Source organism: Wolbachia endosymbiont of Drosophila ananassae, from assembly GCF_008033215.1.
Lineage (GTDB): Bacteria > Pseudomonadota > Alphaproteobacteria > Rickettsiales > Anaplasmataceae > Wolbachia > Wolbachia pipientis.
Map to the genome: position 1 here is coordinate 746,710 of NZ_CP042904.1, position 25,559 is coordinate 772,268.

At 35.6% G+C, this 25,559-nt stretch carries 17 protein-coding genes, 1 tRNA gene, 1 other RNA gene and 1 pseudogene; 7 read left to right on the plus strand and 13 right to left on the minus strand.

Translation table 11 applies throughout. The features are described from left to right. Positions 1–44 precede the first annotated feature (44 nt). Positions 45–1,067 (plus strand): IS110-like element ISWen2 family transposase, encoded by a 1,023-nt coding sequence (locus tag EA652_RS03655; protein WP_007548332.1) that lies wholly within the window; start codon positions 45–47, stop codon positions 1,065–1,067. Positions 1,068–1,360: 293 nt separating this feature from the next. Continuing rightward, complete coding sequence (locus EA652_RS03660) at positions 1,361–2,857, plus strand: ankyrin repeat domain-containing protein (RefSeq protein WP_012673247.1); 1,497 nt, start codon at positions 1,361–1,363, stop codon at positions 2,855–2,857. Here EA652_RS03660 and EA652_RS03665 read toward each other — a convergent pair. From EA652_RS03665 to EA652_RS03675, 3 genes are read right to left on the minus strand one after another with little or no spacing between them, the layout of a single operon-like run. After that, on the minus strand, positions 2,854–3,774 hold the full coding sequence (locus tag EA652_RS03665; RefSeq protein WP_012673248.1) for a tyrosine recombinase XerC: 921 nt from the start codon (positions 3,772–3,774) through the stop codon (positions 2,854–2,856). The two genes, EA652_RS03660 and EA652_RS03665, sit on opposite strands and share 4 nt — an antisense overlap. 2 nt (positions 3,775–3,776) lie before the next feature. Next, complete coding sequence (lpdA, locus tag EA652_RS03670) at positions 3,777–5,147, minus strand: dihydrolipoyl dehydrogenase (RefSeq protein WP_012673249.1); 1,371 nt, start codon at positions 5,145–5,147, stop codon at positions 3,777–3,779. Next, the gene (locus tag EA652_RS03675) at positions 5,140–6,249 is read right to left on the minus strand and encodes an outer membrane protein assembly factor BamB family protein (RefSeq protein WP_012673250.1); all 1,110 of its coding nucleotides are present in this window, start codon (positions 6,247–6,249) and stop codon (positions 5,140–5,142) included. The genes lpdA and EA652_RS03675 overlap by 8 nt, the downstream gene beginning before the upstream one ends. Positions 6,250–6,606: 357 nt before the next feature. Here EA652_RS03675 and EA652_RS07645 point away from each other — a divergent pair. Beyond that, positions 6,607–7,533: pseudogene (locus EA652_RS07645) on the plus strand (IS5 family transposase). 106 nt (positions 7,534–7,639) lie between these two features. On the opposite strand, the gene EA652_RS03690 reads toward EA652_RS07645, so the two are convergent. The 7 genes from EA652_RS03690 to EA652_RS03720 form a co-directional block, all read right to left on the minus strand. After that, a tRNA-Ser gene (locus EA652_RS03690) sits at positions 7,640–7,726 on the minus strand. Between the two features lie 31 nt (positions 7,727–7,757). Continuing rightward, a complete protein-coding gene (locus tag EA652_RS03695) occupies positions 7,758–8,564 on the minus strand; it encodes a DUF2163 domain-containing protein (protein ID WP_012673251.1) in 807 nt (268 codons plus the stop codon). A gap of 436 nt (positions 8,565–9,000) precedes the next feature. After that, positions 9,001–10,980, minus strand: coding sequence for a WD0745 family porin (locus EA652_RS03700; RefSeq protein ID WP_012673252.1), 1,980 nt, complete (start codon positions 10,978–10,980; stop codon positions 9,001–9,003). A gap of 207 nt (positions 10,981–11,187) precedes the next feature. Next, positions 11,188–12,009, minus strand: a complete 822-nt coding sequence (locus EA652_RS03705; protein WP_012673253.1) for a 3'-5' exonuclease — start codon at positions 12,007–12,009, stop codon at positions 11,188–11,190. Then, positions 12,002–12,886, minus strand: coding sequence for a GTPase Era (era, locus tag EA652_RS03710; RefSeq protein ID WP_012673254.1), 885 nt, complete (start codon positions 12,884–12,886; stop codon positions 12,002–12,004). Before era ends, EA652_RS03705 begins: the two co-directional genes overlap by 8 nt. A gap of 250 nt (positions 12,887–13,136) precedes the next feature. After that, complete coding sequence (cydB, locus tag EA652_RS03715) at positions 13,137–14,159, minus strand: cytochrome d ubiquinol oxidase subunit II (RefSeq protein ID WP_010962802.1); 1,023 nt, start codon at positions 14,157–14,159, stop codon at positions 13,137–13,139. After that, a complete protein-coding gene (locus tag EA652_RS03720) occupies positions 14,152–15,558 on the minus strand; it encodes a cytochrome ubiquinol oxidase subunit I (protein ID WP_006280502.1) in 1,407 nt (468 codons plus the stop codon). Before EA652_RS03720 ends, cydB begins: the two co-directional genes overlap by 8 nt. A gap of 901 nt (positions 15,559–16,459) precedes the next feature. Here EA652_RS03720 and EA652_RS03725 point away from each other — a divergent pair. Both EA652_RS03725 and EA652_RS03730 read left to right on the plus strand, forming a co-directional pair. Further along, positions 16,460–17,077, plus strand: coding sequence for a superoxide dismutase (locus EA652_RS03725; protein WP_012673255.1), 618 nt, complete (start codon positions 16,460–16,462; stop codon positions 17,075–17,077). Between the two features lies 1 nt (position 17,078). Beyond that, on the plus strand, positions 17,079–18,353 hold the full coding sequence (locus EA652_RS03730; protein ID WP_006280495.1) for a M16 family metallopeptidase: 1,275 nt from the start codon (positions 17,079–17,081) through the stop codon (positions 18,351–18,353). 299 nt (positions 18,354–18,652) lie between these two features. Here EA652_RS03730 and EA652_RS03735 read toward each other — a convergent pair whose 3' ends face one another. From EA652_RS03735 to nuoE, 3 genes are all read right to left on the minus strand, one after another. Continuing rightward, a complete protein-coding gene (locus EA652_RS03735) occupies positions 18,653–20,248 on the minus strand; it encodes a hypothetical protein (protein ID WP_012673256.1) in 1,596 nt (531 codons plus the stop codon). Positions 20,249–20,972: 724 nt separating this feature from the next. Continuing rightward, positions 20,973–22,190, minus strand: a complete 1,218-nt coding sequence (tgt, locus tag EA652_RS03740) for a tRNA guanosine(34) transglycosylase Tgt (RefSeq protein ID WP_012673257.1) — start codon at positions 22,188–22,190, stop codon at positions 20,973–20,975. After that, the gene (gene nuoE / locus EA652_RS03745; RefSeq protein WP_007551984.1) at positions 22,191–22,691 is read right to left on the minus strand and encodes an NADH-quinone oxidoreductase subunit NuoE; all 501 of its coding nucleotides are present in this window, start codon (positions 22,689–22,691) and stop codon (positions 22,191–22,193) included. A gap of 224 nt (positions 22,692–22,915) precedes the next feature. Between nuoE and EA652_RS03750 the strand changes: the two genes are divergently transcribed. Together EA652_RS03750 and rnpB are read left to right on the plus strand one after the other, a co-directional pair. Continuing rightward, on the plus strand, positions 22,916–25,018 hold the full coding sequence (locus EA652_RS03750) for a hypothetical protein (RefSeq protein ID WP_012673258.1): 2,103 nt from the start codon (positions 22,916–22,918) through the stop codon (positions 25,016–25,018). Positions 25,019–25,175: 157 nt separating this feature from the next. Continuing rightward, an RNA gene (gene rnpB, locus EA652_RS03755) (RNase P RNA component class A) lies at positions 25,176–25,525 on the plus strand. Positions 25,526–25,559 lie beyond the last annotated feature (34 nt).

Consider the following 25,559-nt stretch of genomic DNA (forward strand, 5'->3'; position numbering starts at 1 on the left):
TAAGCCTTACTTTTCATTTTTAATAGTAGTATATGGAGTTATATATGATCAACAACTTTTTAGGTATAGATGTTTCAAAAGAACGCTTTGATGTTTCTCTCTCATTCATAAGTAAAAAAGGAAAGCGTGAAACTAGGAAAAGGAAATTTAAAAATGATGATACTGGGTTTCAAGGTCTACTGAACTTTCTACAAAAACATAACGTAGAAGAAGTAAAAGCTTGCATGGAATCCACTGGTTGTTATAGCGAAGCTTTGGCTGAGTTCCTCCACAACGCTGGATATTTCGTTAGTGTTGTAAACCCAGCTTGCATAAGATTTTATGCAAAAAGTAAGCTTACACGACAAAAGAATGACCAGACTGATGCAGAGATTATTGCAGATTATTGTCAAAGACAGGAACCTTCTCGTTGGACACCACCTTCTCCTGAAAAGAAAAAATTAAAACATCTTTATCGTTGCTCAAATGCGTTAAAGGATGAGTTAACATTAGCAAATAATCATTTAGAAAAGAAAGAGAGACTGCCTAAAGAAGTTGCAAATGCTTGGGAAGACCTTGCAATGAACATAGAGCAAAAAATAGAAACAATAAAAAACTCCATACGCGAACTATTAAAACAACACAAAGAATTGTTGGAAGATTTTCAACTCCTATTAACTATTCCAGGAATAGGAGAGGAAACAGCAATAGCTATTTTAGCTGAAATTCCTGGTATAAAAGCCTTTATAAATGCTAGGCAATTGGCAGCATATGCTGGAACTATACCACAAAATATAACATCAGGCTCATCCGTACATGCCAAGCCCAGATTAAGTAAAACCGGTTCACGAACATTACGTAAAGCAATGTACTTTCCTGCTATAGCAGCTAAAAAGCATAATCCTATCATTATGGCTTCTTGCGAAAGATTAAAAGAGAAAGGCAAGCATGCTATGGCCATAGTTGGTGCTGCAATGCGTAAGTTACTTCATATAGTTTTTGGTGTTTTAAGTTCAAAAAAGGCCTTTGATCCAGATCATATCAAGAACTATAGGGCTAAAAGGTTAACTGAAGGTTTAGTACTTTAAAATCAAAAAATGCTTCTAATTCATCTTATGTAAAATGGCATCTTACACAAATTTATTGAATGTTGTTGGTTAGTGGATATGTTGATAAGTAAATTTCTGCTGTTTTATATGTAACTAATTTACTTATCAACATATCCACTAACTATAATCTGTATACTGCTACACAGTTGGAAGTATTTTTTGATTTTATTATGCAATTTGGAGAATTTTTATGACTTTTTTGTTGACTAACAAGACGGTATCTTTTCTTTTACATAATTATATTAGTAAATCATTAATAAAGAGGGTTTAGTATGCCTTATAGAAACGGTGTAGCATATTATGGAGCTTATGGAGGTGGTGATAACACGGCATCGCAAGCTCGAAATCCGACAACTTCAAGACAGCTAAGTGAATCAACAAAACAGCTATTTAAGGCTATTGATGATGGAAACCTAGAAGATTTTAAAGAAGCTCTGGCAGAGGGTGCGGATGTTAATGCGTTTGATAAAGAAGGCATGACACCTTTGATGTCCATAGTTACTAATTTGTCTGCAGGCTCTGAAACAGAAAAAGAATATCAGAATATGATTAGGTTGCTCCTACTGCACCGGAGCATAGATGTTAATATTTCTGAACAAAATAATAACAATACAGTTTTGCATCTAGCAATGTGCTTTCAACAAAAGAAAACTTTACAACTCTTACTAAGTCATCCAAACATAAACACTTATCTAACCAATAAAAACCATCAAAATCCTGAGGAATGTGCTAGACAAAATCGTGCTGGGCATTTGATAATAGAAATACAAAAAGCACAGAAAGGAAAAGAATTATTAGCTGCTCTTTCTAGCGGAAATATTTGCCAAGCGAAAAGACTATTGAATCAAGAGCTTCATCCTAATTGCTGGAGAAGAACCCAAGATGGAAGAATAAAAACACCACTTAGCTTAATTATTCGATTATGTTTACGAACGATAACAGAAGATGAAAAAGAAGTATTGACAAAACTTTTAAAACATAAAGACCTAGATTTTAGTTACGAGCAGTATGCACAATTAAAGCAAACAATTGAACAAGCTATTCAGAGCCGATTAACTGATACTATTAATAGAAAAGATTTAGATGATGTGAAAAAATTAGTAGAAGATAATTGTTTTATAAATCGTGCAGTTGTTACTGCTGCATTGGGGGGTGTTGATAATCCAGTTAACTCTATTAAAGATTATTTAAATGAAAAATTTCCTGCAAATACGAATAATATACCAGAAGATTTTGAGAAGTTTTTACAAGGGCTTGAAAGAACAAAAGCTCAACTTGTAGAGAAAGAGCAAGAGCTAACGAATAAAACTGGCAAAATTTCACAATTAGAAAAAGATTTAGTACAAGTAAGGCAGGAAAAATCGGCTCAACAAAGTGAATTGATTGAATTTAAAAGAATTGTGTGTGGAAGAGCAAGCGACACTGTCGAAATTTCACGATTAAAAAGAGATTTGAAACAAGTAAGGGAAGAAAGAGATAGGCTTTCATCAGAAAATAGACTGCTCCGTAGTAATAAAAACGAAAAATCCTCGCAAGCAATTTCTTCTGGTAGAAAACTAAGCAACTACGCTTCTGCATGTTTTATATTGCTTGGAGTATATACTGTTGTTGCATGTTTAGTAATAGAAGATTATCCAGGGATAATAAGTGCTTTCTTTACAGCAGTTGCACTGGCTTTTTTTTTATTAGGATGTTGTAATTTATATAAAGCAAACACAATACTTAGTGATGTTGAAAGCACTCAGCTTGGTGGTTTAGAACGAAGTTAAAGTTTTGATTTCTTCTCCAGGCCCTGCTGAAAATTTTTGTACATGTTAAAAACATCTTGATAATTGAGGTGAGTGTAAATTTGAGTAGTTTCCAGGCTTGAGTGACCAAGCAGTTGTTGTATTGATCTTATGTCAATATCTTCCTGAAGCAAATGAGTAGCAAAACTATGACGAAATGCATGTGGAGATAAAATTTCTGGTAAATTTAACATTCTCCTTATTTTCTGCAAACGATTGGCCACATAAGTTCTTCCCAATTTTTTTCCTCTTACTCCCACAAAAAGATGTTGTGCTTCATCAAGGTAAGGGCAAGCTTTTATATACTCTTGTATACATTTTTTTACTACGGGGAGAATGAATACCTGCCTTTGTTTATCTCCTTTACCTGTTACTATTAAACTTTCATTGTTAATATCACTAACCCTAAGGTTCAACGCTTCACTGATTCTTAAGCCTGTACCATATAGCAGGACGATAATCGCAATTTCTCTTTTTACCACCCAAGGTTCACCCAGGTCGGATAGTTTCATTTCTTTCAATAAAGTTTTTATATTAGGTATTGATAATGCTTTGGGCAGAGTTCTTCTCTGAATTGGCCTTGATAAGGAAAATACAGCTTCATTGTCTATATTGTGGTTATTTTTTATGTACTTGAAGAAATTTCTGATTACTGAGAGTGCTCGAGTGTTGGATCTTGCGTTTACACCTCTTGCGTAACGAGAGGTAAGCCAACTTCTTAACTCAGGTATGCTTAAATTTTTCAGAGTACCAACATTTACTTCTCCGCCAATGTGAGTATTTAGGAAACTTATAAGATCCTTCAAGTCCCTCATGTATGACTCTAAAGTATTTGGTGAATAAGATCTGTTGCACCTCAGCCACTCATACCATTTTTCAATGATTGAACCGAGGTCCACAATTATTTTTTAAAGAAAGCATCGATGCACGCATCTCGAAAGGCTTCATTTATATCAGGATGAGAGTGACAAATTCTGTATATATCCTCTGCTGCTGCGCCATATGCCATTGCAACCGCTGCTTCGTTTATTAGCGTGTCAGCGTATGCTCCTATGATATGCACACCTAGTATTGTATCTGCTCTGCTACAAGTCAGCACTTTCACGAATCCTTCAGCATCATCAGTGATTTTTGCTCTGCCGTTTGCAGCAAATTGACATTTACCAACTTTGTACTTACGGCCAACACTTTTCAACTCCTCTTCAGTTTTACCGATTGAAGAAACCGCAGGGTGAGTGTAAATGACAGATGGTATGATTTCATAATCAACGTGAGGTACTTGCCCAGCGATTATCTCTGCAACTGCCACTCCTTCTTCTTCTGCCTTATGAGCAAGCATTGCTCCACCGATCACATCACCAATAGCAAATATTCCTTTTACATTAGTTTCATATCTGTTGTTAACTTGAACGAAACCACGACTGTCTTTCTCTATTTTTTCAAGACTCTCAGTGCATGGTTTGCGACCTACTGCAACCAGCACCTTATCTGCCTCTATAGTGTTTGTTTGATTATCTTTTACAGAGCAAACTTTCACACTCAAAGAATTACTACTTTGTTTTATCTCCTCAACTTTAGTACTGAGTAAAAATTTTATTCCTTGTTTTTGTAGACTAGAAAGTAGAGACTTACTTAATTCTCCATCCATTGCTGCAGCGATTCTATCAAAAAATTCTACTACAGTGACTTCAGACCCTAGCCTGCTCCATACAGAAGACATTTCAAGCCCTATTGCCCCGGCTCCGATTACGACAAGTTTTTTTGGTACTTCAGTTAAAGATAATGCACCAGTTGATGAAATAATATTTTTCTCATCGATATTAATTCCTGGCAAAGAAATAACGTCAGAACCGGTTGCAATTACTATATTTTTTGTCTTCAGCACCTTACCTTCAACTGAAACTTCAAGATTACCTTGGTCAAAAGAAGCAAGCCCATTGATTTTAGTGATTTTGTGAAGGTTAAACAGATATTCTATACCTTTTCCAAGTTCCTGAACTCTGGCGTCCTTATAACCTAGCATTTCTTTTAAATCGAAACTTGCGTCCTTAATTTTTATGCCAAGCTTCGACAGATCATTTTTCGTGTGAGCATACTGATAGGAAGAATGGAGCAATGCTTTGGAGGGTATGCACCCAACTCTGAGGCATGTGCCACCAAAAATGCTATTTTTATCTATACAGGCAACTTTCAATCCAAGCTTTGCAGCAGCGATAGCGCACTTATAGCCTCCTGGGCCACCACCTATAACAATTAAATCATAATCAGTCATAAAAAACAAACCTATTTTCTAAAGAATAAACACCATTCTTCTCAGTTGTTACATATATCTTATTGCGAGTAAACACTGGAGTGTGAAACACATTACCAGGTACTTTGACTACCTTTCCTGCACTTTCAGATCCCGGAAAAGCAAACATTGAACTTTTATTGCTTGTCACCCACAGTGTATGGGCATGCATAATTGGAGCAAACAATTGCGTATTTTCTATTAAATCAGATGCCCAGACTGTTTCTCCATTTTTTATATCCAGGCCAATTATTTTATCATCTTTAGTAACTATAAAAATTCTGCCGCCTTCTTTTTGTTTCTCTGCAGGAATAAGAGGACTGTAATATGATTCAATGTCTGATACACTTTTTACTTGCAGTGACTTTGACCATAAAATATTTCCTGATTTTACGTCAATACCATAAATATAAGAATTATTTGTAGCTATTAAAGTATCGCCAAGCACTCTCGGTGTAGTAGTTACATCTGTGAGCTGTGTATCCAAAAGGTTTGTAGCCAATTTTTGGCTCCACAATTTTTTACCGTCTTCATTAAAAGCTATTAACTCACCATTTGAAAATGGTGCTATTATTTTATCGTTAGAAATTGTTGGCGATATGGAATACAAACCTCGAACCTCATTGATACCGTTTTGATAAGCCCAAGCGGAGCTGCCATCTTTTATATCAAACACGTACAGATAATTATCAATAGTCAATACTACCAATTTATTATTTATTACTGCTGCTTTTCCTCTTACTGGAGCTCTCAATTCTTTTTCCCACTCAATCTTGCCAGTTTTTGCGCCTATTGCGTGTAAAGTGTTATCCACTATAAAGAAAACATTTTTTTCATAATGTGATAGGCTCATGTTACCAATTTTTTTCCTATGTGAGAGGTGTAATTTCCAATTCATAGCCTTTGAGTTATCAATATCAAAGGAATATAAAGCGCCGTGCTTGTCTGATAAAATAACGCTATTTTCTATAAGCACTGGAGCTACATATCCTTGAGATAGTTTTTTATCCACTAGACTTATTCTCTCGCTTGCCATTGTGTAACTGCTACACAATAACATTATCATGACAATTATTACTTTCATTATTTATTGAAAACAAGATTCATTAATATACATCTTAAGAACCTTAATTACAACGGAAATGTTCTTGCTGCATGTTAAAAACGTTGATTTATGAACGAAATATTATATTATTATGTGAGATAATGTATATTCTTAGAGGTAGTACACCTCATCCACTATGCAGCAACGTGCATAGCTGTATGAACATTGAGATATAAAATAATTTATACCAAGAAGAAAGATGTCATCCAAATAGCCTCTTTTCCTGTCATCCCAGTGCTTGACACTGGGATAGCTTTGTTGCATAGCAACTGAAAAAATCTGGTGGCTACTGACAAAATTCATTATAAATAGCTATTTAACTGTTGAAGAAAAAATATGCCACAAAAAATGAGAGTTAGTAACTGCCATGAATATAACAAATTTCTAGAAAAAAGAGGAAATATTTTTCGTTACATCGATAAAGCTATCGAAAATTGGTATGAAAATAGTCCAAAAATGCAGGGCGGCAACTATATTTATAGTGATAAAGTTGTGATTTTAGTGCATATAATCGTTAATCTTTTTAGAATTGGCTTAAGACAAACAGTCGGGTTTATAAAAGGATATTTGCAACAAATAGGAAGAGATTTGGCAGTTATCAGCTATTCGCAAGCTTCAAAAAAAACTTAATATTAAGATCAATGATTGCAGAATTGATAAAAATAATATGGAAGATATCGAAATTGCCATAGATAGCACAAGCATCAGCATTTATAACAACACACAGCAAGGAAAATAGCGCTGATAGAAAATATCGTGGCTATGAACAGACAAGAAAATTGCATGTAATGTTGAATATAAACAGCAAAAAAGCCATAGCTGCAAAATACAGTAACGGTCTGATCACTATGGAGCTTGCGATTTACTTAAAGGAGTTAATTTTCAGCATGCCATAAAAGCACTATATGCAGACAGAGCATATGACAGACATAAACTCTATAAATTGTGTGATGAATGCGGCATAAAGACAAAAATTCCTCCAAAAAAACAATGCAGCAGAGCATCCAAAGTATGGTAGAGAGAAATGCTGCAATTAGACTAATAAAGTCATACAGCGAAGATGGAATGAAGAGGTGGAAAAGGCAAACAAACTACGGAAAAAGATCTTATGTAGAAAGTTTTTTCTCGCGACTGAAACAAACATTCGGGTTTAATTTTCGGAACAAATCTGAAATTAATCGTGGGAAGGAACTGCTACTCAAGTGTTATTTGCTTAATCAATTTACTGACATTGGTATGGCTAAATTTGAAATGGCTACATGAATTTATCGTAAATTACCACCGCATAGTTGTAACATTGTACCATATTACAATGTTCGTACAGTTGTGTGCGCGACCGGGGGTTTTATTCTATTCTAGAAGTAACATACGGAAAAGGGGGGATTCGAACCCCCGACATATTTTCATATGTGCACGCTTTCCAAGCGTGTGCTTTAGACCACTCAGCCACCTTTCCATGCTTATTCATAATATTGAAAATTGTACTGCTAAACAATATAAAAACCTGGTATATAGGGTTCACCACGAAAATTCACAGTATTGTTAAACTTGCTTCTGCAAGTTGGAAATGTTTTATCGCAACCTGCGAGTATTGAATATTTATCTCCAGCAAAAATTTGGTATGGAGGCGAAGTAAACAACGTAACTACTTTATTTTTATATTCTTTTACTACACCTTCAAACGCTATTGAGCCAAAGAATTTTACTACTCCGTGCTTATAATATTCATCACTCTCAGTTAAATTCGTGTCTTCAAATCTTCTTTCGTCTATTACTTTAGTGATTGTACTTATTTTACTAAATTTTTTAGTATCGGCTTTACATTTATCATCGCAAAATTGTGCTCTGCATGCAGGAGAGTATAATTCTGCTATGCTTCTCTCAAGCTTTGCTGAAAGCCCTCTAATTTCAACAATAAATCTTCCACTACTTAATGTCACTTTACCAAAAATTCCTGAATGTAGATTCATTGTTCCCTGGGTCAAGTCTTTATAATTCACAAGAAATATCTCAATATTTGCAAAGTCGTACTTTCCTGATAAAACATCTTTTTTTTTGATATCAACACTATTTAATATTCCCTCAATTTCCAAATTATCAGTCTTTAAATTGCTGTTTAATATTATACTACTGGCTGTAAATCCACTTGAAGATTTATAGAGTATATTATCAATATTTAAGTCTTCATCATAGTCAGTGAATCCCATTACTTCTCCACCTGCAAGCGTTAATTTCCAGCACGTAGCAGTGGTAAGTAATTCTCCAGCTAAATGATTTTTTAGTGTGGTTTGCATAGGGTCCTCCTGCTTAATTGATTAAATTTGAAAGTAGCTATACGGCCAGTAGAATAAGGGCAGTGTGTTCTTTTCTCATCATCTAAGTAGCCATAAAGCGTCATTCCGGTGACCATAGGGTGTCATTCCAGTGCTTGACACTGGAATCCAGGAAATTTTGCTTGTAAGTAAGCAAACTGATTTGGTGAGCATAAAAAGTGGCTGATCTTATGCTGAATAAACGCTTTTGATGAAGTTGCATGGAAAGCTGGATCCCAGTGTCTGGGCACTGGGATGACATCCTTCTTGGTGGAGTGTCCTCAAATCACAATGTTCGTACAGTTGTGTGTCACGCACTGGGATGACAGGAGAGAGGACACCATATGTTTATTTGATCGACAAATAAACACTAACAGACAAGAATACACCACAATTAACTGTGGTGTGTACTGGCTGGTTAGAAAGAAAACTTCACACCAGTAAGAAGGAGAATTCCTTGGTTAGAAGGTACATCAGCATCAGACTCATCTTTCAGCTTACCTGTTTCGTTAGTCATAAAATAATGGAGAGCTGCGTAAGGAACAAATTTGTTCTTACTGCATGCAGGAGACAGATCATATTGAACGCCAAGTGCACCATCATGAAGCATATCTTTGTCATTCATTCTGCTGCCAAAATACGTCAAACTTGTGTAGATATTCTCATGTTGATACCCAGCTCCTACAGTCCAATACATGGTATCTATACTATCTTTACCAAATTGAGCTTTCAGCCCTTCCACTCTTTTGCCATCAGTAGCATCTTTACTATCAATTTCCGTATAGGTATCACCAATTAATTTTTTAATACCCTTCGGTTGACCAGATTTGCCCAAGTATGCAAAAGAGGCAGCAAACTTTACGCCTTGATCTTCATTAATCTTATAATCAGCGCTTACACCAAAATTAACACCCATCAGGTCATTATACTCCACAAATTCCTTATAAAGATGCTTATCTTTACTTGGTTGCTTTGGAAAGCCATATTCACCAACTGCAGAAGTTTTAACTTTTATGTTATGTTTATCAAAGTCATATTCATATGATGCACCAGCACTTACTATGTGCTCATAGTCTGGGCCGACATGCTTTATCGTTTCCTTATGTTCTATCTTACCGCCTTTATCTTCTGAAACTGTTTCTTTTACAGTAAACAAACCACTATCATAACGAGGTGAGTAGCTGATACCAAATCTTGCGCCCATATAATTTGGTGAGTAGTAAGCAACTCTAAATGGCAGTGTAGTCATAACGCCTTTGTTATATTTCCCTGCCATACGGAAAGAGAATTTTTCACTTTCACTCGAAAAACTTTCAGTGTAAAGACGTGGTGTTACATAAAATGGAAAGCTAGCAGCGCTTCCTTCTAAGTTCACTTTTCTGAACCAGTCACTATCTGCAGCTCCGTCAACAGTCGCAATTCTTGTTGCATCAAGCCTCATCAGAGCCTCAGGACCAAATTGGTAACCAAGCTTCACGTCACCATATTTTGAGTTAACAAACACATGCGCACTTCTGCCTTTTGCAGCATAAACACCCTGTGAAGCTCCCTTACCTTCGGTCACTGGGACATGAAACTGCACGTCAGCACCATAAAGAAGACCTAAATCTTCATTCTTATTTTCTGCTCTGAGGTGCAATATTGCATCAGCAATCATACCCATATCGTTGCTGTAATCACCAATATTTCCTATTCCTTCATAGAATATTGGATTTGCTCCTTTTGTTATATCTGGAGTGGCATTATAATACTCTGTAGATCTGTTTGGCATAACGTTATAACGTTTATAATCTGCGCCACTTGGTCCAGCTTTGCCATAACCTTGAGCATCAACAACACCACCAAAAGTTATTCTTAAATTACTTTGCCCTTGATTGGTATCGATAATATCAACTCCACCAACTGAAACAACAGGACTTGCCTTACCTTTTTCCTCTGTATTTTTGTTAACAACTTTTATATCCTTCTTTACATCTTTAGCTTCAACTTTAGCATTCTTAGTTTTAGAACGCTTAGTTTTTGAAACTTTACCTTTTTCTATATTAGAATTCTTAGCGTTTAGAGCTTTCGCTTTTGAATCCTCTATAAGCTTTGCTTTTTTCTCATTTGCTAGCCTGATCTCCTCTTTTTTCTTCTGCTCGGCTGCTAATCTTAGCTCCTCTTTTTTCTTAAGCTCTTCAGCTTTTTTTCTTGGATCAGCATTACATATTCTGTCCATCTTTTCTTTCAGTTTTTTATTTGATGTTTTCATAACTTCTGTTTTTCCAGAAGTTTTTGTGCTCTCTTGCTTTTTTATTTCCTTCATACTCTCATCAGGAAAGTCAGCTGCAAAACTGCTGAAAGAACATAAAGTTAATAAAGAAACTAGAGCAGTTCTAGTATACATAGACTTTTTCATGAAGTGCCCCCAAAAAATTTCGAAATCATATCTTAAATGTAAATAGTATAAAAATGTTGAAAATTCAACTTAAAGCAACCTTATAACGAAAATAAAAGTAAAATGCAATACCTTAAAAGCAACTTTCTTAATATGCTCAACGTGTATATTAACCAAAATTTAGTACAGAGGTTCGCTTGTTAGTGCATTATAACTCGACTATTTATTCTATGGAAGTAAAATTTTTCCACCACAAGTTATTTGCCATTCTTCTTTAAATTTCTTTAGGTATTCTTTTTTTTCGCACTCTAAAAGTAGCTCTTCCACACTTTTGTTGTAGCTTTCAGTAGTAATCCTTCCCTGATGATGCATGAACCTTAAGTAAATCAAATAAGTGTTAATTACATCTGTTTCACAATAATCTCGAATCTCTTGTATCTTGCCGCTATCGTATAAGCCCATAACTTGTGACCCATCAACTCCAATCTTACCAGGAAGATTAAATGCTGCACAAACTTCGTTCATTTTTACTCTCGCAGAAGCTCCAAAATCAGAGAGGGATTCAAGCAAATCACAATGCCAATCACTGCTATATCTCTGATTGTAACTATTCCACTTATCGCCAGCTTTATGAAAATATTCTGCTTGAATGCCATGGACCATAGCACGATACTTCAGCACTGGTATATCAAAAGTGCGTCCGTTGAACGAAACTAATCTTGGCTTTTTCTCTGATATGTAGTTAAAAAATCCTTTCACTAGCTCCTTTTCACTGGAATTTAGTGTGCCTCCAGATCTTATTTCTTGCAGTGTGAACACCTCATAACCACTCTGGTAGCTTATATTGCAAAGTAAAAAACTAATAACTACAACAAGGTGAAAAGGCTGACGCAGAAAAGAGTTTTGCCCGTTTGTTATTTCAAGATGATATTTTGTTAATGCATCCCTCTTCTCTTCTACACTACTATCATCACTAATATTGAGTAAATTTTTGCAGGAATTTACATCTGGTATAGTTTCAATATCAAATACCAATAAAGAATTAAGCATTGCCTATATACTCCTCCGGACGGTCGATCCAAGGTCGCACTTTCACAAATAAAAAGAGGTGTACCTTGCACTCAAATAATTTTTCTAGTTCAGCACGCGCTTCGATATTAATTTTTTTAATATTACTGCCATCTTTTCCTAGTACTATTTTTTTATGACTATCTTTCAACACAAATATGATCTGTTTGATGACTAAACTCTTATCTTTTTTTTCCTCAAATTGTTCAGTTATAACAGCTGTAGAGTATGGCAATTCTTCACGCAAGTTCAAGAATAATTTTTCTCTCGTAATTTCTGCTGATAAAAAATTTGTCGAGGAATCGGTTATTTGATCTTCTTCATAAAACCAGGGGCTCACCGATGCAACTTCAGACAAGTAATTCATCAAATCAGAAAGTCCATCATTCTTTAATGCTGATATCATAAAAACCTTTTCAAATTTATAAAGCAAATTCAGATGCTCATGCGCCATCTTTAATTCAGGCCTTTTTACCAAATCAGTTTTATTGATAACCAAAATGCATCTGCCTTTTGTGCGCTGCAGCCGCATAAATATAGTCTTAATTCTTTCTATATTTTTCAAATAATTGCTTACATCAACAAGCAACAAAGTGATGTCACTATCCTTAACTGCCGACCATGCAGATTTGACTAAAGCTTTTTCAAGTTTTGTTTCTGCTGAGAAAATTCCTGGGGAGTCAGTAAAGACAACTTGTGTGTTGTTGCATGTTGCAACACCCCTTATTTGCGTCCTTGTTGTTTGCACTTTAGGGGTGACAATTGCAATTTTCTTGCCTATGATGCTGTTAATTAATGTAGACTTCCCAGCATTTGGTAAGCCAGCTATGGTTACAAATAAGCATTTTTGTTCTTTCACAAAGAAAATTATAAAGAAAACTGAATGCCCGCGTCAAGCTACTTATATGACAAGAAGGATGACAGAACCCTTTTTGGTTAGCATGCAAAAAGGAAAAAAACTTATTCTACAAATTAAAAATACAATATACTCAAAAACTTTTCAGAAAATCCATAGGAGGGTTTGCTAATGAAGGTTCTTGAGTTGACGCCATTGCCTGAACGACTGCTTGATTTAAGGGTAACGTTTTAACCATAAGGTCACTAACTCCTTAATATGTGTGTTCATAATTTGATTTTCCACGAAAGACATAATAGCAATAACCAGTGTAAGTTAAAATGATTGGTAAAAGCGGTATTATAACAATGAGCATTAAAGATAAACTTGGCCCAGAAGCGGCTGCATCCAGAATGGTATATTGAAAAGGTATAATCCATGGGTAGATACTAATTCCTAAACCTAAATATCCCATAAAAAAAATAGCAATACTGAGAAAGAATGGACGGTACTCCCGTTTAGTATTCTGAAGATCAAACCACAGCATGAAAAATAGCCAAGATGTGAGTAATGGAATAGAAAATAAATAATAAAAATTTGGCATGCTAAACCAAAAGTTTTTAATACGTTCATTTAAAAATGGTGTCACTACACTCACTAGTCCCATGAAAATACCTACAAAACCAAGCGTATAAGAAGCAACCTTGCGTGCCCATTCTTGTGTTATATTTTCTGTCTTCATTATGAGCCATGTAGAACCTAAAAGTGCATATCCAAATATCACAGCAATGCCTGTCATTACACTAAAAGCACTTGCCCAATCAAATTGGCCACCAGAAAAGTTGCGTCCGTTTACTTCTACACCATGTATAAATGCACCTAAAATCATGCCTTGGCAAAATGCAGCACCAAGTGACCCAAAATGAAAGGCATAATCCCATAATCGCCTGTATTTTCCTTCTGCCTTAAAACGAAACTCAAAGGATACTCCGCGCACTATAAGGCCAAGCAGCATAATAATGATTGGAATATAAAAAGCAGGCATTAATATTGAATATGCAAGAGGAAAAGCAGCAAACAACCCTCCACCACCTAGTACCAACCATGTTTCGTTTCCATCCCAAAATGGTGCAATTGAGCTTATCATGTGATCACGGCATTTATCTGACGGTGCAAAAGGAAGTAAAATACCAATACCTAAATCAAACCCATCCATTAAAATATACAGTAAAACAGCTATGGCAATTAGTAATCCCCAGATTAGGGGTAAATTAATTAAGGAAGAAAAATCAAACATGATTGTTGTCCTTTCCAGATGTACCAGCATCAATCACTGAAGCTCCAATACCGTGTTTATAAAATTGCTCTTCTTCTTTAATGACAGGAATTCCTTTGTATATAAGTTTCAGAATATAGTAACTACCTGCTCCAAATATAAGGGTATACATAACGATAAATGCAATCAAAGACCATGCAACCTGAGGACCGGTAATCGCAGATGAAAATGATTCAATTGTGCGCATAATTCCATATACAGTGTAAGGTTGACGGCCAATTTCAGTAGTAAACCAACCTGCAAGTAACGCTATGAACCCAGACGGCATCATTGATATCCACCATCCATGTAAGAAACAACTTTGGAATAATTTGCCACGAAGATACTGTATAACACTTACTGACCCAATTATGATCATTAAAATTCCAACTCCAACCATTATACGGAAGGACCAGAATACCCATACTACAGGTGGTCTATCTTCTTTTTTCCATTCCTTTAATCCTTTTACTTCTCCTAAAAAATCATGTGTTAAGATCAAGCTGGCAAGATTAGGAATTTTTATCTCGTAGTGATTAATTTCATTTTGCTGATCCGGATAAGCAAATAAAAGTAAGCCAGCCCCTTTTTCGGTTTCCCATATACCTTCCATTGCAGCAATCTTAGCAGGTTGATGCTTTAGTGTATTTAATCCATGCCTATCTCCCATGAACAGCTGAAATGGTGCAGCTAAAGCTACCATAATGGTTGCCATACCAAGCATAATTCTTGCTTGAGGAGCATGTCGTTTTCTCCAAAGATAAAATGCTCCTACACCACCAACCACAAAAGCTGTTGTAAGATAGGCTGCTGTTACCATATGAATAAAGCGATAAGGGAAAGAAGGATTAAAAATAATCTCTAACCAATTGGTTGGATATAGGAGACCATTCTCACCAATCGTGAATCCAGCGGGTGTTTGCATCCAACTGTTGGCCGCAATAATCCAAAAAGCTGAAATAAGCGTTCCCACTGCAACAATACAAGTAGAAGCAAAGTGCATACGAGAACTTACTCTATTCCATCCAAATAGCATAATACTCAAAAAAGATGCCTCCAGAAAAAAGGCTGTTAAAACCTCAAAGGAAAATAGAGGGCCGAGAACATTGGCTATGCGGTCAGAAAAAATCGACCAATTGGTACCAAGTTGATATGACATTACAACTCCAGATACCACTCCCATGCCAAAAGCAACGGCAAAAATCTTGATCCAGAATTTATAAACATCACGGAAACGTGTATCACCAGTCTTAAGCCAACACCATTCCAAAAAGGCTAGAAAACTTGCAAGCCCGATCGTGAAAGCAGGAAATATAATGTGAAAGCCTATTGTGAAGGCAAACTGAATTCGAGCTAATAATAAAGGATCAAATTTAAACATTTTACCTAATACCCATGTATTACAAATAATAGCCAAATCTGCCTATAATTCAATCCATTTTTTCACAAAATTGACCTTATCCAGAAAAAGTAGAGAGAAAGTTAAGACGTTTTTGTCATGAGAATAAATTGTGCAGGAATACAACTGTTCTCCCTTGTCATACCGTCACGGTATCTCTAGATCCCGCTAACACGTAGCGGAATGACGATTGTCAGGCCAGCGCCCCTATGATGTCATCCCAGTGCTCCTTTTTTTGTCATCCCAGTGTCAGCTACTCGGATGACACCTTCCGTATAAACATTAAGAAATTTACCAAGCGGAGAAAAAGGCAAAAGAAGCCCCGTGGTTGGCTAATTACTTACATTATACTTTCAAGTATGGCGTTTTTTTATTCTAAACGTTTAATAACCGCGATTCAGCTACTTTTAAACCGCAACTAATCTAAATTATAAACGTTAAGAAATTTACTAAACAGAAAAAAAGGCAAAAGAAACCCTAGGGTAGCTAGTTATTCACTATCCATTTTTTAAGTTGGCGTTTTTTTATGTTTTAAACGCTTTATAAGCGCGTTTCAGCTTATGTAGGTAGAAATTTTATAAGACATAAGGTGCACATAGTGCAAAAAATTAAACATGAGACGCCAGATACGTGAGTTTTTTTGTCATTTAATCTGTACAGAGAAGATAAATAAATAGCTTCAGTTTCATGATAATGGGGTTGGCGGAGTTTGTCAAGGAAGTTTTTGTATTTAATCCGTTTCTATGGCTTATATAATAATTATTATTGTAGTATAATTTAGAATAATGCAATAGATACCTAAATGTTTTAGCTATTAATTATATGTTGCACAAAAGCATATATTGCCCTACCATCCAAGTAGGTTAGAAATAAAGAGGTTTTTATGAGTTTTACTTTACCTGAATTACCATACGATAAAACAGCTTTGGAGCCTTATATATCTGCAAAAACCTTAGATTTTCATTATGATAAGCACCATAAAGGATATTTAAATAAACTCAACGAGCTAGTTGAAAATACAGATTATCAACATGTAAAAATTGAGGAATTAATAACAGAAGTTCATGGTAATAGCAGCAACTTGCCTATATTTAATAACGCAGCACAAGTTTGGAACCACACTTTTTATTGGAACTCAATGAAAAAAAATGGTGGTGGTAAGCCTAAAGATAGTAGTCTTTTAGCAAAAAAAATTCAGGACGATATCGGTGGCTTTGATAAATTTTATGAAGAATTCTCCAACCATGGAGTAAGCCAGTTTGGCAGTGGATGGGTATGGTTAGTGCTCGAAAAAGGTAGGTTAGGAAAGCTCAAAATCACCAAGACTCCAAATGCAGATTTGCCAATAATTTATGGCCAAGTGCCACTACTCACTATGGATGTGTGGGAGCACGCCTATTATTTAGATTGTCAAAACCGTAGAATTGACTACATAAAAGTTTTCCTTGATCATTTAATTAATTGGGATTTTGCAGAAGAGAATTTAAAAAAGAACACATAAGATGAATGTACCCCGGGTAACAAAATTAGATAATGGTCTGCGCATAATAACTGAGCAGGTGCGTGATATTGATTCCGTAGCTTTAAGCATACGAGTTGGTGTTGGCAGTAGAGCAGAAAGTGCAAAGCAAAATGGAATATCCCATTTTTTAGAACACATGGCTTTCAAAGGGACGAAGACAAGAACTGCCTTTGAAATTGCAAAAGCTTTTGATGACATAGGTGGGGTTTTCAACGCCAGCACTGGTAGGGAAAGCACCACCTATTATGCAAAAGTCCTCAAGAAAGACATCAAAACTGGTATTGATATACTAATAGATATATTGATGAATTCAACATTTCCAGAAGATGAATTGGAGCGTGAGAAGGGCGTTGTAATACAAGAGATTTTTCAAACTAATGATTCACCAAGTGACATTGTTTTCGATAAATATTTTGAGGCAGCTTATAAAGATCAACCTTTCGGCAGGTCAATCTTAGGCACGCAAGATACTGTAAAATCTTTTACTCGAGGAGATCTAGATAATTACATAAATGAGCATTACTTTGGCGAGAATATGCTATTTGCCGTTGCAGGAAATGTTGAACATGAAGAAGTTGTTGCATTAACCAAAGATTTTTTCTCAAAGATTCATTCTAAAAAGCTGAAAAAAAGCCAAAATGCGACGAGCCACACTGGTGGTGAGTATTTAGAACATCGTAAATTAGATCAGGTGCACTTGCTAATTGGTCTACCTAGTGTTTCTCGCCATGACGATAAATATCACACGTTTCAAGTGCTTGATTCTATATTAGGGAGCGGAATGTCATCACGTTTATTCCAGGAAGTAAGGGAAAAGCAGGGATTAGCTTATTCTGTTTATTCATTTAATTCCAGCTATACTGATACAGGAATGTTTTCCATTTTTGCTGGTACAGACAGTAGTAACTTAGATAAGCTTTTAAAATCTATAACGACAGAGTTGAAGAAGTTGTCTACAGATGATTTGAGGGAAGAAGAAGTAAATAGAGTGAAAGAGCGAGTAAAATCCCAAATTTTAATGTCACGCGAAAGTGTGAGCTCACGTGCTGAAACATTGGGGCACTACTACGGTAACTATAATAGGTACATCAGTAAAAATGAATTAATAGAAAAAATTAGTGCAGTTACCACTGCTAACGTAAAAAAAGCAGCAGAAGAATTATTATCTCAGCATGAAAAAGCCACTCTAGCTGCAATTGGAGAAATTAAGTCACTGCCAAGTTACGATAAAGTGGTTTCTATGCTTAAAGCTTAGTGTATTCTGTTATATTGATTTGGCTGCTTTACAATAGATCTTCATAATTTATAGCTAAAGTGACTTAAGTTTACCGATAATTTGAAAAACAAAAATTCGTCATTCCGCTACTTGTTAGCGCCGCGGCGGTATGACGTAGGAAAACCTTTCTTGGGTTAGCTATAGCACAGTGATTAAAGAAGCGTAAAGTTGAAACAATGTGCTATGAACCACACATATAAGCAATTATATGTATTAAGCAAGAGCCTGACATTAGTTTTAATTCTTCTGTCAGTTAACTCTTGTCTTTTATACATGAATCACTTACCTATTTTAATCCCACCTGCATTTCTGCTTTGCGTAACTTTTTCCGTATAATTTTTAGGAGGTACTGGTGGTGCAAGTGGTTTTTTGCTTACAGGGTTTGAGTCTATACCTTTCTTTTGCCGATGATAGTTCCGTGCTTCTTGAACGGTCTGATGTGTAGGCTCTCCACCATTATAGTTTCCTCTCACAGAGTTCGAGTTTATGTCTTTCTTTTGCGGAGGATAGTTCAATGCCTCTTTACGAGTCTGGAATATAGGCTCTCCATCATTATAGTTTGAGTTTATATTTTCCTTTTGCGAACCAGCGTTCAATAATTTCGATATCTCTCGCCCTAGCTGATCACCTTTATAATTATTGTTAAGATCTTTGATTTTCTCCTCACCCAATTCCATTATTCGAATTAGAGAGGTATCAATAAAATCCGTTTTTATTTTGTCAATATCTATCAATTTATTACCATAAATCGTAATTTCACTTTTACCTTTTTCACTATTCACATCATAGCCTTGCTCTTTAACTCCTGTTATTACTTCCTTCTTTAGTAATCTATGAATAGTATTTATTATTTTTTGACCACAATCTTGAAAAAAATCTCTGATTGTATCAAATGCCTTTGATAAGGAGATGGTTTCAGTATGTGCGTATTTTTTACCTAGTGGTGGCTCTTCAGCATTCTGGTGTATAGATTCTATTTGCTGAGGGTCAAGCATCATTGCATGACGTTTTGAGCGTGTTGGGTTTGCTTGTGTTTCAGATGACAACATGCCCTTAATATCTTGTTTTTTATTCTCACCATCAGCAACCATACCATCACTTGATTTCCTTTTTTTAGGAAGTAATTGTGGTGGCTCCTCATTATTCTGGGATACTGCATTTAAATTCTTAAGTTTAGGAGGTAATTGTGGTGACTCTTCTTTCCTAGGACTGATAAACTCTTGTACTCTTTCTAGATAACCAACATTTTTGTCCTCTTTAGGCACTCGCGCACCTTCAAATTTAATGTTTTTTATATCTTCAACACTCAGCCCATTTTCTTTAAGCCATCCCCCTCTTTTGCTCATTGATGCAACAAACTCATTAATCTTTTGAATATTTTTTACATCATCATCAACTAGCATGACAGTTTTTGGCAACTCACCGTGTTTATTCTTATACTTCACAATTGCCTCACAGATGTGCAAATTCTTTCCGACTTGACTTTGTTGTTCTCTAACATCTAACTCTTGCAACTGATTATCATAATCTCCTGGAAACCCACCAAATACAGAAATGCTACCTGTTTGTTCTTCAAATAAACCCAAGTGATCCTTTACAACCTCTTTTACAGCATCCGGATATTTTGTATATGATGCAATATTAACTTCTATTCCACTTGAAAGTGCAGATTGCAGTACAGATTTTAACCCCTCTTTATTTTTTATTCCGTCTGTATTTTCTAGAAAATTTTTTATGTCGTTATCAGTTGCTGCATTATTTTGAGTAGAATTAAAGTCACTTTTGCTTAACCTAGAAAGAGCATTGTGCATGTGTCCATTAGTGATAGTGTTATCAAAGTCAAATATTAATAGGGTATTATTTCCTTTAGCCATATCTTCACCTCTAATCCTTACAAATCATATGGGTAGAGACTAACATTAATAGATTAATTATTTATTATAGCACTTCTGAAGGAAAAATAATAAAAGGAAGAGTTAACAGAATAGACTTCTTGCATAACCCAAACTAAGTAGAAAAAAGGTATAGCTATACCGCCGCGGTATCTCTAGATCCCGCTGGGATGACGGTTGTCATTTAACTATAAATATTTAAGAAATTTACCAAATAAAAAAAAAGGCAAAAGAAGCCCCGTGGTTAGCTAATTACTTACATTATACTTTCAAGTATGGCGTTTTTTTATTCTAAACACTTAATAACCGCGATTCAGTTGCTTTTAAACCGCAACTAATCTAAATTATAAACGTTAAGAAATTTACTAAACAGAAAAAAAGGCAAAAGAAACCCTAGGGTAGCTAGTTATTCACTATCCATTTTTTAAGTTGGCGTTTTTTTATGTTTGAAACGCTTTATAAGCGCGTTTCAGCTTATGTAGGTAGAAGTTTGATAAAGACATAAGGTGCACATAGTGCAAAAAATTAAACATGAGACGCCAGATACGTGAGTTTTTTTGTCATTTAATCTGTACAGAGAAGATAAATAAATAGCTTCAGTTTCATGATAAGGGGGCTGGCGGAGTTTGTCAAGTAAGTTTTTTCGTTTCTATTTCCAATAAAAGTTCGTTATATGGTTATGCAAGAAGTCTAATGAAGAAAAGACTTAAAGAGAGGCCAAATCAAAGTGCAATGGTATTTCACTAATCCAATTATTTTTCTCCTGATCTAGCCTATCATCTAATATTGCCTGCCTTATTGATGCCATTAACTTATTCATAAAGAAAATATTATGAATGGTAACGAGCGTGTAAGCCAGGAGCTCTTTAGCTTTCAGTAAATGGTGTATATAAGCTCTTGAATGTTTTCTGCAGGTAAAACATAAACAGTCACTTTCAATTGGGTTATCGTCCAGCTCGAATTGTTGATTTCGCAAATTGATATGCTCTTTGCACTTTGAAGAAATAGAATCTCTATTTTTTACTTTAATAAGCGCACCACCATGCCTTGCCAAACGAGTTGGATGCACACAATCAAACGTGTCAATTCCAAGACTTACTCCATGAAAGATGTCCACAATCCCACCGATACCAAGCAAATGAGTAGGCCTGTCTTTTTTCAAGTGGTCCATAGTGAAAGAAACTACATCGTACATCTGCTCTTTACTTTGACCAAGTGATCCACCTATTGCTTGGCCGAAAAATGGTAAATTGTTGATAAAATCACAACTTTCTCTACGCAGATCGTGATATATTCCGCCTTGACTAATTCCATACAGTGCCTGCTTGCCATTATTGTTTTTTTCAAATTCATTTAAAGAACGTTCAGCCCATCTGTGGCTCATGAGCATTGATTTTGCTGTGTATTCTTTGCTTACGTGAAATGGAGTGCATTCATCTAAAACTAGGATTAAATCTGCACCTAATTTTTGTTGAATTTGTATAGACTTTTCAGGAGTTAAGCAATAAGTTTTGCCATTGATGTAAGAACGAAAAATTGCCCCATCCTCATTAATTTTGATCAAAGTTTTTTGTTTTTTTCTTATTCCTTTTATCTCTTCCGAAACTGATCCGTGGCCTAAGCTAAATATCTGATATCCACCTGAGTCAGTTAGCATTGGCCCATTCCATCCCATCATCTTGTGCAAACCACCAAGTTTTGCAACAGTATTCTCTCCTGGTTGAAGCATTAGGTGATAGGTGTTGGAAAGTATTATCTGAGTACCTTCTTCTCTGATTCTCTCGATATCTGCAGCTTTAATAGCAGCTTTGGTTGCACAAAATATAAATGCTGGTGTTTCTATGTTTCCATTTGGAGTTTTAATAATGCCAACTCTTGCAGAACCTGATTGCTTGATTATCTTGAATGCAAATTCTTCTTTCATCTATTTGCCTGAAAGTTCTGCTATGATGTTTTCTACTTTCTCAGGAGTAAGATTTTCATAGAAGTCATTATTAATCTGCACAACGGGAGCATTAATGCATGCACCTAGGCATTCAACTTCTTTTAAAGTGAACAAATTATCTTTAGTAGTCTCACCGATATTGATTCCAAGTTTTTTTTTAAAGGTATTTAAAACTTCTTCACTATTGCACAACCAGCAAGGAGTTGTTCTACAAATTTGTATTAGATATTTGCCTACTGGTTTTAAATTATACATGGTGTAAAAATTTGCCACTTCATATACACGAATATGTGGAATATGCAGCATATCAGCAACATAACGCATAGCAGATTCAGAAACCCATCCGCATTGCTCTTGAACCAGATATAGTAAAGGCATAACAGCACTACCTTCTCTACCTTTGGGATACATCTCTATAAACTTTCCCGCTTTCTTGAGGTTTTCTGATGTAAAACTAAACTGCTCTTCTTTTTCTATCATTCATGAGACTCGTGTAAACTTTAACAGATTATACCTGTAGAACCAATGATTGCAATTGTTGGTTTTTTGAGAAATAGCATAAAGCTTCTTAGCCCTCTTCAAGCTTATATTTACCTTTTAGTATAAAATATTATATTAATTTTTTAATTTTAGTTAAAATTTTCATTGACATTAACACACAGGAGTAATCATAATAGCATTTTATTAATATTTTAAATAAAATTATGTCTATATTAAGAAGATTGCTCGGGATCAACTCAAATACACCGGAAATTAAAGAAGCGATAGGTTTTAATCCAACAAACGTAGAATTAATTGAGGGGAATGGAGTTGCTTACGGACTCAGCTATCAAGATAATGGTAATGGGAGCAGTAAAGTAAAATTACTTATTAGTCCATTATATCAATCAAAAACATACGAATGTGGTACAAATATCAGCGTAGCAAATGAATTCAAAGATCAATTATCTCTCACATTAATAGAAGATTCAGCTGAAATAGATAAAGTTGGAGTTATCTTTCCTGAAGAAGGAATTAGCGAAGAAGGAGAAAAATGCGTTAAAGGCTTATCTTTTAACACTTACGGAATTAAACAATCAGTTAATACTCCTTCAGTTGAACATTTAGATAAAAGAAAATTACAAAAGAATATTGATAATAATAGTCTTGCAAATGTGGGCAATAGTTACTTTCAACCAAGAGCAGTGAAAGTTGGTAATGGTGACGTAATTGTAATCGCCCATAACTTAAAGGATCAAACTTTAGTTTCTTGGTACTTAAAGTCAAGCGAGAGCGGAAAATTTAAGGTATTGACTGGAGAAAAAGGTGTTACAGAAAGAAAATTGTTCAATTTTGATAATCAGGGGCAATTGGCATTAAATGGAAACACGATGCTTTATTCGCAAGTGAGCAAAAGGATTACTAAGGAAAATCAAGAGGTGAGAAAAACACGTATTTTTAAATTTGATATGGCTAAAGTGATTCAGGGTCTGAAGGATGGAGTTAATGGCTTTTTACTTGGTAATCGAAAAGGTCAAATAGATAATAAAGCACTATCTCTTTCTAGAGAACATGAAATAAGCTTTTTGCAGTATGTTGAACAAACGGAAGGAAATGATCTAGTTGCTTTTCTTGAAAATGACCAATCAGCTAATGAGCAGAGGTTACATATAGCAACTCCACTTAAAAATGGATCAGTGTCAGATTTTCCTATCTATCAATTTACAGATCCTATAGAGCAATTATATATTAAAGGCAACGGTCAGGGTGGTTTTATCGTAACTGCGGTAAGTGGAGAAAATATTGTAACTTTTAATCAAAACGGCTCTGGAAAATCTTCTGAAGCAACAATAATACCGGCAAATAGCATCAAAACTCTCAGTGATTTTGTTAATATCATTAACGGTCGATTAACGCCAGATATTATTTCTAGTAGTACCGTGGCTCCTATAACTGTTGCAGAAACGGTTGTGACTTCTAAGAAAACGCCGACTGCTGCAATTACTAGCACAGCAGAAACCGACGCTGTGAAGACTACTAAATTGACAACGGAAGCCGTTGCACCTACTTCTACAATAAGTAAACCTTCAACGGAGTCAACGACAGTAGCAAAAACAACTACTACTTCACAAGCGACCACGGTTGCTACAACGTCAACTAGTGTGCCGATAGTAACTTCAGGGACTGAGACAAGTACTGTAAAACCTACAGCAGCGACTGGTGCGTCGACTTCTACGATGAGTAAACCTTCAACAGAGTCAACGACTCAAACAAGTACAGTAACAGTGAAACCAACAACAGAAGCCGTTGCACCTACTTCTACAACGAATAAACCTTCAACAGAGTCAACGACTCAAACAAGCACAGTAACAGTGGAACCAACTGCGCCAACAACAAGCTCAGAGAAAACTACACAAACAGTATTTAGTATACCAAGTACTAGAACAAAAGAGTCAACAACTCCTATATTCACCACGACTTTACTTCCTCAGTCTACTTCTTCACCACAACCTACTCAACTTGCTATAGGGTCTAATAAGGCAGGAATGATAGGGGGATCTTTGGTTGGAGCAATAGGTATTGTTGGAATTATAGGATTCATAGCATATAGATATGTTAAGGGTCGTAATGCTGCTCCTGTATTAGAACTAACTGATTTGGGTTATAGAAGGCGATCATCTTCAAGTAGCGATGAAGAAATTTTTACCACTGGTAACAGAATGCGAACTATATATCAATCTGAAACAGTGCTAAATAGTATATCAGTAGAAAGTAGTAGTCGATCAAGAAGTAGCTCATCGTCTTCAAGCGGTGGACCAGGCTCTTGACTAACTGAAGCGGAGTCTAAAAGTGAAAAAAGCTTATCTTGGGATAGTGATGATGTGCCGGAATATCACCTTTAGCTATTTGTCTAAATGTTTTTAATATGTAGACTGTTAGGAAATTGTCTTTTGCTTTTGTGATTTTCATGTTAAAGTATAATTCCTAGGTGAAATAAGTAGCTGCTGTTGTGTGATAAACATAGCAGAGGAAAGTCCGGGCTCCAAGGAAAAATAGTGACGGGTAATGCCCGCCGGAGGTAACTCCAGATATAGGGCTACAGAAAATTACCGCCTAAAATATTTTTAGGTAAGGGTGAAAAGGTGTGGTAAGAGCACACCATGGCAATGGCAACATTGGTAGTCGAGTAACCAACACTAGGAGCAAGATTAAATAGAAGTAGATTTTATGTTTTCCTCATATCTACTCGGGTAAATCGCATGCGGTAAATGGTAACATTTACTCCAGATAAATAGCTACATAAACAGAACTCGGCTTATATTTCACCTAGGCGTTCACATGATACGTGCGATATAAGCCATGCTATAT